Origin of the sequence: Erwinia sp. 198, from assembly GCF_003937915.1 — a bacterium.
GTDB classification, from domain to species: Bacteria; Pseudomonadota; Gammaproteobacteria; order Enterobacterales; family Enterobacteriaceae; genus Erwinia; species Erwinia aeris.
Genome location: NZ_RHUM01000016.1, coordinates 43,552 through 57,482 on the forward strand (window position 1 = coordinate 43,552; position 13,931 = coordinate 57,482).

11 protein-coding genes, 4 tRNA genes and 3 other RNA genes are annotated in these 13,931 nt (G+C 56.7%); 5 read left to right on the forward strand and 13 right to left on the reverse strand.

The features are described from left to right. Positions 1 to 14: 14 nt before the first annotated feature. Both EGK14_RS19240 and EGK14_RS19245 read right to left on the reverse strand, forming a co-directional pair. A complete protein-coding gene (locus EGK14_RS19240) occupies positions 15 to 251 on the reverse strand; it encodes a lipoprotein (RefSeq protein ID WP_125290712.1) in 237 nt (78 codons plus the stop codon). Positions 252 to 404: 153 nt separating this feature from the next. Further along, positions 405 to 725, reverse strand: a complete 321-nt coding sequence (locus EGK14_RS19245; protein ID WP_125290713.1) for a cupin domain-containing protein — start codon at positions 723 to 725, stop codon at positions 405 to 407. Between the two features lie 264 nt (positions 726 to 989). On the opposite strand from EGK14_RS19245, the gene EGK14_RS19250 reads away from it, so the two are divergent. Next, positions 990 to 1,802, forward strand: a complete 813-nt coding sequence (locus tag EGK14_RS19250) for a helix-turn-helix domain-containing protein (protein WP_125290714.1) — start codon at positions 990 to 992, stop codon at positions 1,800 to 1,802. Positions 1,803 to 1,817: 15 nt separating this feature from the next. Here the strand turns inward: EGK14_RS19250 and EGK14_RS19255 are convergent, their stop codons facing one another. From EGK14_RS19255 to EGK14_RS19265, 3 genes are all read right to left on the reverse strand, one after another. Next, complete coding sequence (locus EGK14_RS19255) at positions 1,818 to 3,113, reverse strand: BNR repeat-containing protein (RefSeq protein WP_125290715.1); 1,296 nt, start codon at positions 3,111 to 3,113, stop codon at positions 1,818 to 1,820. A 3-nt stretch (positions 3,114 to 3,116) separates the two neighbouring features. Continuing rightward, complete coding sequence (locus EGK14_RS19260; RefSeq protein WP_125290716.1) at positions 3,117 to 4,379, reverse strand: MFS transporter; 1,263 nt, start codon at positions 4,377 to 4,379, stop codon at positions 3,117 to 3,119. Between the two features lie 167 nt (positions 4,380 to 4,546). Then, positions 4,547 to 7,096: a class I adenylate cyclase gene (locus EGK14_RS19265; RefSeq protein WP_125290717.1), complete on the reverse strand. Its 2,550-nt coding sequence runs from the start codon at positions 7,094 to 7,096 to the stop codon at positions 4,547 to 4,549. A gap of 287 nt (positions 7,097 to 7,383) precedes the next feature. Between EGK14_RS19265 and hemC the strand changes: the two genes are divergently transcribed. From hemC to hemY, 4 genes are read left to right on the forward strand one after another with little or no spacing between them, the layout of a single operon-like run. Beyond that, a complete protein-coding gene (hemC, locus tag EGK14_RS19270) occupies positions 7,384 to 8,325 on the forward strand; it encodes a hydroxymethylbilane synthase (RefSeq protein ID WP_125290718.1) in 942 nt (313 codons plus the stop codon). Further along, a complete protein-coding gene (hemD, locus tag EGK14_RS19275) occupies positions 8,322 to 9,062 on the forward strand; it encodes a uroporphyrinogen-III synthase (protein WP_125290719.1) in 741 nt (246 codons plus the stop codon). The genes hemC and hemD overlap by 4 nt, the downstream gene beginning before the upstream one ends. A 23-nt stretch (positions 9,063 to 9,085) precedes the next feature. Further along, a complete protein-coding gene (gene hemX, locus EGK14_RS19280) occupies positions 9,086 to 10,213 on the forward strand; it encodes a uroporphyrinogen-III C-methyltransferase (protein WP_125290720.1) in 1,128 nt (375 codons plus the stop codon). 2 nt (positions 10,214 to 10,215) lie between these two features. Next, entirely contained in the window at positions 10,216 to 11,406 is a 1,191-nt protein-coding gene (gene hemY, locus EGK14_RS19285) for a protoheme IX biogenesis protein HemY (protein ID WP_125290721.1), read from the forward strand. Positions 11,407 to 12,140: 734 nt separating this feature from the next. On the opposite strand, the gene EGK14_RS19290 is transcribed toward hemY, so the two are convergent. From EGK14_RS19290 to wecG, 8 genes are all read right to left on the reverse strand, one after another. Then, a non-coding RNA gene (locus EGK14_RS19290) (RtT sRNA) lies at positions 12,141 to 12,254 on the reverse strand. A 35-nt stretch (positions 12,255 to 12,289) separates the two neighbouring features. Continuing rightward, positions 12,290 to 12,403, reverse strand: a non-coding RNA gene (locus EGK14_RS19295) — RtT sRNA. 35 nt (positions 12,404 to 12,438) lie between these two features. Further along, positions 12,439 to 12,552, reverse strand: a non-coding RNA gene (locus EGK14_RS19300) — RtT sRNA. A 35-nt stretch (positions 12,553 to 12,587) separates the two neighbouring features. Beyond that, positions 12,588 to 12,664 (reverse strand) — tRNA-Pro (locus tag EGK14_RS19305). 26 nt (positions 12,665 to 12,690) lie between these two features. Next, positions 12,691 to 12,777 (reverse strand) — tRNA-Leu (locus tag EGK14_RS19310). A gap of 10 nt (positions 12,778 to 12,787) precedes the next feature. Next, a tRNA-His gene (locus EGK14_RS19315) sits at positions 12,788 to 12,863 on the reverse strand. A 74-nt stretch (positions 12,864 to 12,937) separates the two neighbouring features. Then, a tRNA-Arg gene (locus tag EGK14_RS19320) sits at positions 12,938 to 13,014 on the reverse strand. 168 nt (positions 13,015 to 13,182) lie between these two features. After that, positions 13,183 to 13,923, reverse strand: a complete 741-nt coding sequence (wecG, locus tag EGK14_RS19325) for a lipopolysaccharide N-acetylmannosaminouronosyltransferase (protein WP_125290722.1) — start codon at positions 13,921 to 13,923, stop codon at positions 13,183 to 13,185. Between the last annotated feature and the right edge of the window lie 8 nt (positions 13,924 to 13,931).

Here is a 13,931-nt window from a genome sequence, read left to right on the forward strand (position 1 = left end):
GAGTGCGTCATGAGTTACTGAGCCGATTGCTGTTCCGCATCGGTAGTCGTTGACTGCTGCTGCGCGCCGGACGCCGTACCGCTGGCGATTTTTGGCGGTGTTCTGGCGCCGGCATTTTTTGGCGGTGTGGTCGCGCCGGCCTTTTTTGGCGGCTGCTCCTGCTTTGGAAAATAGAGAGGGCCTTTCAGTCCGCATCCCGCCAGGCTGACCACGGCCAGCGCCAGCGCCATCCGGCAAATCATCTTCTTCATGCTTGTTCTGCTCATCATTGCTGCCTGTTGGTAGACTATCATCGCAGGTGAAGTGCTAAAAGCAACAGGAAAAAGGCGAAGGTTGCAGAAAGGAAAGCGGTAAAAGGCCCGGCATCCTGTTTGCCGTGCCGGGCGAAAAGCGGCAGCGATGGGCTACAAAAAGTCTTCGCGCTGTGGCGTAAAAAGATCGATCAGTACGCCGCTTTCCAGGCAGACGCATCCGTGCGGTATATTCGGCTGCTTATATAAGCTGTCGCCCGCCCTCACCTCGCGCTGTTCCCTACCGATAATGAACAAAAACACGCCGGAACGCACCCAGGTTAGCTGTTCGTGGGGATGGCTGTGCATCGGGCCGATCGCGCCCTGCTCGAAACTGACCTCCACGCACATCAGCTTGCCGCCGTGCGCCAGCACGCGACGGGTGACCCCCTCGCCCGGTCTTTCCTGACGTGAATCTTTATAAAAGAAAAACATGCGTGTTCCCCCTGCAGTAAATTTGGCCGCTATTCTGCTCCGGCAGCAGTAATATTCCAGCCAGCGCAAGGCCAACTGTGACGGCTATCATGCCGGTTTGTACAAAAGCGCAAACGGATGAGGCGGGATGGCGTAATAGTTATTCCCGCCGCGAGGCTGATTAATTTTTTATCGTTTTGTGATGGGCGGCAATTACAGGGCGGGCAGCCTGGCTGAAGATGACGATTTATTAGCAAACGACGTCCGTGATAAGGATATAAAGCAATGACGATTACGCTTCCACGCGAGACGCATTTCCGTCATCCCGATGAAAAAATCATTTTTCATTTCTGGCGGCCGGAAAAGAGCCTGTGTCAGGAGCACCGGCATGAGTATTGCGAACTGTTTCTGGTGGAAAAAGGCAGCGGCATCCACGTTATTAATGAAAAACCCCACTTATTGACCGCAGGCACATTGTGTTATCTCAACCGTCATGATTATCACCTTTTCGAAGAGATGAAGAATATCAGGCAGGTGAATTTACTTTATCTGGCGCCCGATCGTTTTAACGTGCTGAAAAGCATTGAGCACTTATTGATCCAGCCGGGTGAAAGCCGCGTCTGGCAGATAAATATGCGGGTGATGCAGCAGATTATTGTCAGACTAATGGCGCATTCGACCACAAAGTACGAAAACAAGCTGCTTTGCGAAAGCCATAAGGAAGCTATTTTTCTGGAAACGCTGCATACGCTGAACCAGTGGCGCTATAAAACCCAGGATTTCGCCTCCAGCGACGATCGCATCAGCCAGATTATTATCTGGCTGAATAATCATCTGGCCGACCCGCTGGATATGACGCGCCTCTGCCAGACGTTTGCGATTTCACGCCGCACGCTGCAGCGAGGGTTTGTCGACTATACGGGCGTATCGCCGCAAAAATACCTGACTATCACAAGGCTGTTACAGGCAAAATATCACCTGCAATACGGCGATATGACCATCTCCGAGGCGGGAAAACGCGTCGGCTTTAACGAGGTCAGCTATTTTTCCCGCCAGTTCCGCAAGCAGTTCGGTATTTCGCCCGGCCAGTGTTTGTAAGCCTGACCTGAGCGCTTACCCTTGCGCCTCAATAAGTTCCAGTTTCCCCGCCGCTACCGTCGCCGGATAGGGTTCGTCGCGGCAGATCGGCAACGCCTCCCAGCGCAGCCAGTAGCGATGCTGCGGGCTATAGTCGCTGTTCTGCGCCGCCAGCAGCTGCACCTCCGCCTGCGGATGCAGCTGCTGGCGTGGCCGCGTTAGCGCTTCCGGCAGCGTTACCCGGGCGGGAAGCGTTGCCGCTACGGTTAAGGACGCTTCGTCAATCAGCCAGCGTCCTGCGTCGTTCCACAACGAACGCCACGCCACCTCCAGCCCTTCTGCCGTCACGCACGGCGGCTGCAAAACCAGATCCGGCGGGATAGAGCCGGGCCCGTTGAAATCCCAGCGAAAACGCCACTGGCTGAGCTGGCTTCTCTGCCAGTTTCCCGTGCCGTCCGGCCTGGCGAGATAAGCCTGCGAGCAGCCGTGCCGATCGTAGCGGTGATAAATCAGTAGCGGTCTTCCCTGACTGTCAAAACCGATTTCCTGCACCATATTAATCAGCCCTTCGCCAACCCCGGCGCTATCGACGATTTCGCCTCGTTCCCGCGAGATGGGCAAGCTCAGGCTTTGTCCCGCAGAGGTTTCCCAGCGTTGCAGGTCGCGGCTACGCGCATAGGACAAACTGTTATTGGTTTCACAGTGAGGCGTCTCGCGCCACATCCAGACCAGATGCCACCAGCCATCCGGCCCGGCGACCGGCGGTCGCGCGTAGCCGTTGCGTAAGCCTTCGCCGTCGAGCAGCGGCGTGTCCAACAGGCGCGACCACTGCCGCCGCGCCGTGCTGTAGACGTTATAGATATCGTCGCCGTTGCCGCTACAGCCGTCGCGATAGCGGAACAGTAAACGTCCCTGCGCGTCTTTAAAAAACAGCGGATAAGTCGCGCGCGCTTCGCGCGTGCCGGTCATCGCTCTGACCACGCGCAGCGAATAAATATCCAGCGGGCGTTCGGAGCGAAAATAGATCAGCGGATCGACATGCATATTGCCGGAAAGGTGCAGATAGCCTGCGCTGTCTACGGCCATCGTCAGATAGTTATGTGAATCGTAATCGGTGATATTGGCGTTACGGCTGCGCGACGCCAGCCAGAAGCCTTCCGGCTGAAAAGTTTCCCATGTCGCTACGCCTGCCCGACGGCATCCTACGGTAATGCGATGCGCGGCGTCGTACCAGGCGGCAAACAGCGTTCCCTCATGATGCAGCAGGCAATAGAGCACGTTAAAATCTGCGCAGGCCTCGCCCACGGCAGAGACACGAACCTCTTTACTCATCTTTCACTCTCCTTGATTGTTTTTACGGCGCAGAAAATAAACGGCCAGCACGATGGCCCCGGTGGGGTGAAGGATCGCACCGATATAGATCGGCACGGCATAGCCAAAGGCATCGATAATCGTGCCGACAAAGCCGTTGAAAAGAGTGGCGCTGATGCCGCCGAGCGCGCTCATGATGCCAATAGCGGTGGCGATGGCCGCGCGCGGCACCAGCCCGCCCATCATGATGGTCACCATACTCAGCCAGGCGGTGCACATAAAATTAATGACGGTCATAATGCCTACCGCCAACCAGATGTTTTGCACCGTGGGCAGTAAACAAATCAGCGGTGCCAGACAGGTTACCGTCCAGATCAGATTCAGCCGCGCCCGGGTTGGCCCGACGCCGCGCGCTACCAGCCGATCGGAGATCCGGCACACCAGCAGCACGCCAAACACCGCCGCCAGCGGCGGAAACCACATCAGCTCGCCTACGCGCGCCAGACTCAGCCCCAGCTTTTCCTGCATAAAGCCGATCTGCCAGTATTGATAAAAGAACCAGAAAGGATCGGTCAGCAGCCGCGCGATAATCAGCGTCCAGACGGGCGCGGAAGCCAGCACCAACTTGTAGCGTTGCAGCGTGGAAACGCGGTCGTCCTCTCTTTCCGACAGCGGCTCTGCCGACGTCGGCTGGCGACGGCTGGCGAGAAACCACAGCAGGCCGACCAGGATGCCCGCCAAGGCCGGAATAAAGAATGCCCAGCGCCAGCCGCCCGCCAGCGTAACCCAGGCGATAAAGGGCGGCGCGACGATCAGGCCCAGCGACTGAATAATATTGGTCAGCTGAAAAGCGAAAGCACGCTGCTCCGCTTTAAACCAGGTAAATATCGCCAGCGTTAAGGCGGGCACGACGCCGGACTCCGCTATGCCAAGAATAAAGCGACCAATTAGCATCCCGGCCAGCGAATGCGACAGGCCGGTGATCAGCGTGGCTGTCGACATTAGCAGCGTTAAAAAGGTCAGCACGCAGCGGCTGCCGAATTTATCCACCAGCGCGCCCGAGAAAAAATACATCACGATATACGGCAGCATAAAAGCGGTAATCAGCAACGAATACTCTTTATTGCCCACGCCCATTTCATCCATCAGCGTGGTTTTAAGGATGGAAACAATTTGCCGATCGAAAGAGAAGAAAAACAGAATGCAGCCGAGCAACAGCAGAAGCAGGGAAATAAAAAGACCGAACTTATTTCCTTCCCTGGTGAGTAATGCCTGTCCTTTTTCCATATATCCCTCGCGGTAATGCCTTTAAATGAGAATACGGCGCGAGTATAAAATGGATGATATCGGGCAAAAGAGCGGGATGATTTACTCTGTGAATAGCATCATGGCGATTTGTACTTTAGCGCCAGAACGGCGGGAGAAATGGCATTTGCCCGCAGATGGCGGGCGCATCAATGCATCTGATAACGCGGCGTGTAGTCGCTGGGATCGTTGTCTGAATCGGTCGCACACAGCTGCGTCAGCGTCTGGCTGCGGAAAGGAATAACCTGAAAACGATCGTCCACCTGCACAATCTGGTAGAACTGCGGCAGGTTAAAATTGATAAAGCTGGAGCCGTAGGTAAAGCGATCGTGTGAGGAGGAGTAGAAGCGGCTGACGTCGCGCACCAGCTCCTCTTTACTGCCCTCGCAGTGGTGATAGATCTCGACCCGGTTAGTCTCATCCAGGATGTAGATATTAAAGCCACGATCGTCTTTCGTATCCTCAAAGAAAAACTGGATGATGCCTTCGCTGGCGTAGCCGTTGACTACCGACGGCAGCCGCGTCTGATCGGTTTCCACCTTGATCGACAGGCCGTGCAGCTTGTTGTTGGAGATGGCACCGTAAAACTCCACGGCGTTTTCCAGCTTTTGCACCGAGACGCTCAGCCGCTCAAAGAACAGTCCCCAGGTTTGTCCGGCCACGCGCACGGCTTTAAACCGGCCGGGTTCCTGGCGCGTGCTGGAGAGGCGCAGTTCGATACACTCCGAAACCAGCTGTTGCACGCGAGTACGGATCAGACCGCGCAGATGCTGGCTATAGCAAAAAACCTCGACGTTATCCGGCGGCGCGGCATCCTGATGCATTTTACCCAGGATGGTTTTCAGCGCCTCGATCATTGCCTGCTCGCCGTTGAAATGCAGCGTGCGGACTTCATTCCACGAATTGCGGTAAAGCAGATCGATGCTGCCGATCAGGCACTGCTGCTGCTGCCCAAAGCTGAATACATCCAGCTTGCGGAAGTCAAAATGCACCACCTGATTGCGGAAGGCCGCGGTAGGATCGTGTTCCAGGTTAACGATGATTGCCAGATGGCGGATTTCGCACGGGCTGTAAAGCGCCTTTGCCGTCGGCGCGGGCAGCCGCAGTGGGAAATGGTGCGACACGTCCGCCACCAGTTCCTGCAGCCTCGCCAGATCGCAAATTTCATTGCCTTTAATGTGCAGCCGCGTTTTGCTGGTCAGCAGGCCGTTGAACCACGCCCACGCCACCAGCTTGTTCAGGTAGCGGTTATATTCCAGCGGCTGATGGCTGATGATGGACTGCATATCCGGCGACTGATTATAAAGATACCAGCCGGCGCGGTTGGCGCGGCCGTGCGGCACGTGAATAAAGGTCAGATGCGGCTCGGAAAGATCGGGCGAAATCTGTGGATTGAGCAGCGTCACCTTGCCCGGCAGCGCTTCGAAAGCGGCGTAGAGCTTGCGGGTCAACACGCCGATATCCTGTGGACTGGCGCTGACGCTCAGATTATTGCGGCGGGCAAAGCGGATCAGGTTGCGGTAGCTCTGCATCATCGCGTCCAGCAGCTCGTTGTGCGCTTCACGCACGCGACCGATTTTCCACTCGGCGCGGCTGTCGAGCATGGTAAGCCGCTCCTGGTCCCAGCCCCATTCGCTGACCAGCTGGCTGAGGATTTCACGCCGCCAGCCCGGATCGCTGTCGACGGACAGTTTTTCACGCACCTTCAGATAGAAGCAGCGGCGTACCAAATCCAGACGCGCGTGATCGTCAATGCTGGTGAGATAATGCGTAACGCGTTCCAGCATCATGCAGTAGGGATCCAGACCGTAAGAGACGATTTCGCCATCGTGCAGGCGCTGTTTGATATCCATCGCCAGCAGCCTGGTGCCCGGGTACTCCCAGGAGTAGGCTTCCAGCAGCAGCGTTTTCAGCACCGCCTTATAGGGCGAATCGATACTTTTATAGAGCTGCCACAGGCTCGCGCCAAAATACTCCTCGGCGGAAAGCGTGCTCAGACCGCCCAAATCAAGCCACTCGTTCGGGGTCAGCACGCCTTTTTGATACAGCGACATCACATAGTCGTCGTAATGCTCTTCTTCTTCGCCCGGCACCATATTCCACAGGATGCGTTTGCCGGCCATGCGTACGGCGGTGCGATAGAATTCGTCCAGCAGCAGGATATGCTGCGTGGAACCGCAGTCTTCACCGCCCAGGCTGCCGCTTTCGTTATGACGGAAGCGGTTTTCGTCAATCAGAAAGAAGCTGGCATCGACGCCCATACCGGCGCACCATTTTTGCAGCAGCGTACATTTCTTTTGCAGCGCCAGACGCTCTTCGTTATCCAGCCAGGATTGATGGCAGACCCAGATATCCAGGTCGGAAGTGGCATTCTGACCGACGGAAGAAGTGCTGCCCATGGAGTAAACGCCGGTAATTGGCATCTCACCCTGCGGCGTAAGCGCGGCGAGAGATCCAGATTTACCTTCTAAATCATAAAGATAATTTTTTTGGCTTTCGTCAGGCGTGTAGAAGCTGATGCCATGTGGAACGTTACCTGCAAGGTAACCCGGCATCAAAGGATGATGATAATGTAATAAGGTCGGCAGCAGACTGTAAACCTGTTGAAAAGCAGGTCCCATGGCCGCCAGCGCGCGATCGACGCGTAGCTGGTTGATGGCATCCAGTCTCTGTTTCAGTGTCTCAATGTAGAGGTACAAGACGTCTCGCCTGATTATCCCAGTGCCTGCAAAAAACCCCGTTCCCGACATCCGCCGCTTGCTTTAAAAATAGTCGTGCGAATAATTGCTGGAAACGTGATCAATCTAACACCTGGTCGGTTGACCGTAAAGAAAGTTGCGCTACCAAACAGTTTAGCACGTTTTACCATCACCCCGACCGAAAAAGCCCGCATACAGCCAGCGCCTGCCGTTTCAGGCGGCGGAAACTGTCAGCCTTCCCGTATCAATGATAGGATAATCAGTGAACGATAAAAACGGTAACCAGCATGTCAGACAAAATTTTAAGAATAGCTACCCGCCAGAGTCCGCTTGCGCTGTGGCAGGCGCACTATGTTCAACAGCGCCTGATGGCCTGTCATCCGGGGCTGAGCGTTGAGCTGGTGCCCATGGTCACCAAAGGCGACATCATTTTAGATACGCCGCTGGCCAAGGTCGGCGGCAAGGGCCTGTTCGTGAAAGAGCTGGAACAGGCGCTACTGGACGGCCGCGCGGATATTGCCGTTCACTCCATGAAGGATGTGCCGGTCGAGTTTCCTCAAGGCCTGGGGCTGGTCACGATTTGCGAGCGCGAAGATCCGCTGGACGCCTTTGTTTCCCATCGCTTTGATTCCGTTGACGCGCTGCCTCAGGGCGCGGTGGTCGGCACCAGCAGCCTGCGCCGCCAGTGTCAGCTGAGCGCGCGCCGTCCGGATCTGGTTATCCGCTCGCTGCGCGGTAATGTCGGCACCCGTTTAAGCAAGCTGGATGCGGGCGAATACGATGCCATTATCCTTGCCGTCGCCGGACTGAAGCGTCTGGGCATGGGCGATCGCATTCGCCATGCCATGCCTGCGGAAGAGTCGCTGCCTGCGGTCGGCCAGGGCGCGGTCGGGATTGAATGCCGTCTTGACGACGCGCAAACCATCACGCTGCTCGCCGCGCTGAATGATGAAGACACCGCGGTGCGCGTTAAGGCCGAGCGGGCGATGAATACCCGGCTGGAAGGCGGCTGTCAGGTACCGATCGGCAGCTTTGCCGAACTGGAAGGCGACGAGCTGTGGCTGCGCGGCCTGGTCGGCTCGCCGGACGGGCGCGCTATGATCCGCGGCGAGCGCCGTGGCCCGCGCGAAGACGCCGAAAAGATGGGCATCTCGCTTGCAGAAGAGCTGCTGAATAATGGCGCACGCGAAATTCTGGCGGAAGTGTATAAAGGAAATCCGCCCAGATGAGCATCCTGGTAACCCGTCCGACACCGGCGGCCGAAGAATTGGTCAGTCGTTTACGTACCGCTGGCCGGGTTGCCTGGGCGATGCCGCTAATCGAATTTACGCCGGGCACCGGTCTGGACGATCTGCCGGGCCAGCTGACGTCGCTACAGCGTGGCGATCTGGTTTTTCTTTTGTCGCAGCATGCGATCCATTACGCTCACCCCGCCTTAGCGCGAGCCGGCGTGTCATGGCCCGCTTCGCTGCACTACTATGCTATAGGCCGCACTACCGCGCTCGCCTTGCATACCGTCAGCGGACACGATGTCGTCTGGCCACACGAGCGCGAAACCAGCGAGATCTTAATTCAGCTTCCTGCCTTACAGCAGGTAGCCGGCAAACGCGCGCTGATCCTGCGCGGCAACGGCGGGCGGGAATTACTGGCGGAAACCTTGCAACAGCGCGGCGCTGATGTACAGTTTGTTGAATGCTATCAACGCTGTGCGAAAATTTATCAGGGCGCCATTGAAGGCCGCCGCTGGCGTGACCGCCAGGTGGATACGCTGGTGGTTACCAGCGGCGAAATGCTACAGCAGCTTTATTCGCTGTTCCCGGAGATCGATCGCGAGGAATGGCTTCTGCACTGTCGGCTGATTGTCGTCAGTGAACGTCTGGCTACCCGTGCCGCAGAACTGGGCTGGCGCGATATCAGGGTGGCCGAGGGTGCCGATAACGACGCCTTACTGCGCGCGTTACAATAAACTTAAATATGGGATGTGCCACAATGACGGAACAAAAAGAGTCCTCTGCCATGGTTGAAGCAACCACCCCGGAGGAAGCGACCTTAACGCCAAAGCAACAGCCCGACCGTAAGCCGCGTAATGCCGCTACGGCGCTGGCCGTGCTGGCGATTGCTATTGCGCTGGCTACGGGCGCAGGCCTCTATTTCCACGCCCGCACTCAGGCTCAGCAGCAGGCCGCGACTAACCAGGCGCTGGCCAGCCAGCTTGCCAGTTTGCAGCAGGACGCCGCTGGCGAAAAACAGAATCTGGTGCGTCAGCTGGCCACGCAGAGCAGCGCGCTGGATACCGCACGCGCTCAGCAGGCGGCCACGAGCAAGCAGCTGGAAGAGCTGAAAGAGAAAGTGGCGACTATCTCGGGCAATGACGCACACACCTGGCTGCTGGCGCAGGCGGATTACCTGGTCAAACTGGCCGGGCGCAAACTGTGGAGCGATCAGGACGTAACTACTGCTGCTGCGCTGCTGAAAAGCGCCGATGCCAGCCTGGCCGATATGAACGATCCCAGCCTGATCGACGCGCGTCGCGCGTTAACTCAGGATATCAGTTCGCTCTCCGCCGTGAGTCAGGTTGACTACGACGGTATTATCCTCAAGCTAAACCAGCTATCCAACGGCGTGGATAATCTTCGCCTGGCCGATAACGACAGCGACGACGCGCCGATGGACGCCGACGGCGGCGAGCTTTCCTCTTCGCTGCGCGAGTGGCGGCAGAATCTGGTGAAAAGCTGGCATAACTTTATGGATGATTTCATCACTATCCGTCGCCGCGACACCACCGCAGAGCCGCTGCTGGCCCCTAATCAGGATATTTACCTGCGGGAAAACATCCGTTCGCGCCTGCTGATCGCCGCTCAGGCCGTACCGCGTCATCAGGATCAGGTTTATAAGCAGTCTATTGATACGGTCTCTGCCTGGGTTCGCGCCTGGTTCGACACTAACGATGCGGCAACCAAAGCTTTCCTGAGCCAGCTGGACGAGCTGAGCCAGCAGAGCGTGTCGATGGACGTGCCGGATACGCTGCAAAGCCAGCCGATGCTGGATAAGCTGATGCAAACGCGCGTGCGCAACCTGCTGGCCCAGCCGGGTGTCCAACAGCAGCAGGGAGAATGAGCATGCTTAAGGTACTGATTATTTTTGTCTTGCTGATGGTCGGCGTCGTGCTTGGCCCGATGCTGGCGGGCCATCAGGGCTACGTGCTGATCCAGACCGACAGCTGGAATATTGAAACCAGCGTCACAGGGCTGGCGATCGTGCTGATCCTTACGCTGCTGGTGATCCTGTTCGTCGAGTGGATCCTGCGCCGTTTATTCCGCACCGGCGCCAAAACCCGCGGCTGGTTTAAAGGACGCAAGCGCAGCCGGGCGCGTAAGCAGACTAATGCCGCGCTGATCAAACTGGCGGAAGGCGATCATCGTCAGGTTGAGAAATTGCTGTCGCGCAATGCGGATCATGCTGAACAGCCGATGGTTAACTATTTGCTGGCCGCGGAAGCCGCCCAGCAGCGTAACGATGAGGCGCGCGCTAATCAGCATCTGGAACGCGCTACCGAGCTGGCCGGCAACGATCAGCTGCCGGTGGAAATTACGCGTGTGCGTTTACAGCTGGCACGTAATGAAGATCATGCCGCGCGTAACGGCGTTGATCGCCTGCTGGAGGTCGCGCCTCGCCATCCGGAAGTGCTGCGTCTGGCCGAGCAGGCCTACGTTCGCACCGGCGCATGGAGCGCCTTGCTGGATATCCTGCCCGCAATGGAAAAAGCGCACGTCGCCGATGAAACGCACCGTCTGGCGCTACAGCAGCAGGCCTGGCTGGGCCTGATGAATCAGGCGATGGCCGATCAGGGCAGCGAAGGCCTGAAACGCTGGTGGCACGACCAGAGTCGTAAAACGCGCCAGGAAACGGCATTGCAGGTGGCGATGGCGGATCATCTGATCGTTTGTGACGATCATGACAGCGCGCAGACTATCGTGCTGGACGGCCTGAAGCGCGGTTACGATGAGCGGCTGGTGCTGCTGATGCCGCGTCTGAAAACCGGCAATCCTGAACAGCTTGAAAAAGCGCTGCGCCAGCAGATCAAGCAGCACGGCGCTACGCCGCTGCTGCACAGTACGCTGGGTCAGCTGCTGATGAAGCACGGCGAATGGGAGCAGGCGAGCGAAGCCTTCCGTGAGGCGCTGAAGCAGCGTCCTGATGCCTTTGACTACGCGTGGCTGGCCGACACGCTGGATCGCCAGCACAAGCCGGAAGAAGCCGCGCAGATGCGTCGCGACGGTTTGCTGCTGACGCTGAAAAACAATCCCTGATCCAACCTGGATTAACGAGCCGGGCGCCCTGCCCGGCTTTTTTTTGCCCGTAGCCAGATAAAAAAACACCCGCCGATTTGGCGGGTGTAAATAAACAGGCCGAAAGACCGGCTGGTACCTGACTCAACGTTTTGCCCTGAACCTCCGTTAAGGCCTGACGGCGATAGCGGCAGATGGACAACAGGTACCCTAATGGCTCTGCATCATTCCCGGGTTTATGAAGCTTACGCGAACATAAGAGGTGGAATGAGCATTCTACACAGGGATTGTAGCATATACCGTGCCAGGTCTTCAGCCACGTCTGTGAATAATGTTTATTTCAATCAGATTCAACCGCTTATCCTGAAAACGTTCTGATATTACTTTTCGCGAGCCGTCGCTAAAAAGCAACAGAGGCCGCTTACAGCGTCGTCAGCTGGCGACAGCTTATGGCCAGGTGGATAAAACTTATCAATAACAACAAGATGAATGTCGTCTTTCAGAGACAAAGCGAAGAGGTTATTGCTGGAGCTGTGTTTACTGTATTTCGCGTATGGACGCGCGAAACAAGCCTACAGGGACGTATCTACGGCGTGTCCGTGTTCCGATCTGTCTCTACTGCTTTTCACCGGCCGAACGCGACCTGATGGCAGAGCACGAGTTTGTCAGCAACCGCAAACCTCCTTCGGAGGTTCTTATCCTCTGGAAGCTACAGAGACAAAAAGGCCAGCTCGAGAGCTGGCCTTTTCTTAAAGTGGTCGGCGAGAGAGGATGATTCCCCTCCGGGCCGTTGCTGAAGCAACGTTGTCTCGCTGCGCTCGGCGCAAACCTCCTTCGGAGGTTCTCATCCTCTGAAAATCACAGAGACAAAAAGGCCAGCTCGAGAGCTGGCCTTTTCTTAAAGTGGTCGGCGAGAGAGGATGATTCCCCTGCGGGCCGTTGCTGAAGCAACGTTGTCTCGCTGCGCTCGGCGCAAACCTCCTTCGGAGGTTCTCATCCTCTGAAAATCACAGAGACAAAAAGGCCAGCTCGAGAGCTGGCCTTTTCTTAAAGTGGTCGGCGAGAGAGGATGATTCCCCTGCGGGCCGTTGCTGAAGCAACGTTGTCTCGCTGCGCTCGGCGCAAACCTCCTTCGGAGGTTCTCATCCTCTGGAAATCACAGAGACAAAAAGGCCAGCTCGAAAGCTGGCCTTTTCTTAAAGTGGTCGGCGAGAGAGGATTCGAACCTCCGACCCACTGGTCCCAAACCAGTTGCGCTACCAAGCTGCGCTACTCGCCGAATACTGCGTACTGCTAAAGATTTTGTGGTGCGAAGAGAGGGACTTGAACCCTCACGTCCGTAAGAACACTAACACCTGAAGCTAGCGCGTCTACCAATTCCGCCACCTTCGCATACAAAATCTGGGGTGGCTAATGGGACTCGAACCCACGACAACTGGAATCACAATCCAGGGCTCTACCAACTGAGCTATAGCCACCACACCTGTTACTCGTACTGCTTTACTACCTAACGCGGTAATACTACCACCGCAGCTCTTGCGCACAAACTTAATGGCGCGCCCGACAGGATTCGAACCTGAGACCTCTGCCTCCGGAGGGCAGCGCTCTATCCAGCTGAGCTACGGGCGCGTAGCGCCGTTGCGGATGGGCATACTACGGATTCGAGCCGATCCTGTCCAGTGCTTTTTGCACAAAAAATTCCGTTTGCTTACGCTTTGTGCGTTCTGTCTAAACTACAGGCGTTTTAGCGCGTTAATGCTTGTATTTTAGCCGTTGAGGCCGTTTAAAAGCCGTTAATTAAAGATCGCCGCGCAGGTGATAACGCAGGTATTTTAGCAGGCTGAGCTGCCTTCCAATCCGCGAAGGCTGCACGATCAGCCGATAAAGCCACTCAAAGCCCGTCCTCTGCCATATTTTCGGCGCGCGCTTCACGTTGCCCGTGAAAACATCGTAGGTGCCGCCTACGCCCATATAGAGCGCATCAGGATAAATAGCCTTACAGTCGCGCATCAGGATCTCCTGACGCGGCGATCCCATCGCCACGGTAACAATCTTTGCGCCGCTGGCGGCAATGCGGGCAAACAGTGCTTCCCGATCGGCAGGCGCGAAATAACCGTCCTGCGAGCCAACGATATTGACGTTCCACTGGCGCTTCAGCTTCTCTTCGGTCTGGGACAAAATGCCCGGCTTGCCGCCGATCAGAAAAACCGGCGTGCCTTCGCGACCGGCACGCTCCATAATTCCTTCCCACAAATCGGCTCCGGCAATACGCGTAACCTTAGCCTGCGGATACTTTTTGCGAATAGAGCGCACGATACTGATACCGTCAGCGTACTTATATTCCGCCTCGTCGATCAGACGATGAATTTCCGGACGGCTTTCCGCCGTCAGCACCTTTTCCGCATTGATAGCCACCAGCGTGCCGCTTTTCAGGCGTTCCCCCAGCCAGAGATAATCAATGAATTCGGCCATATCGCGAAAGCCCAACAGCGTAATGCCGCGGATCGGGTAGTGCGGCGGCGTAAAAGCGGAGTCCATGACAGGTC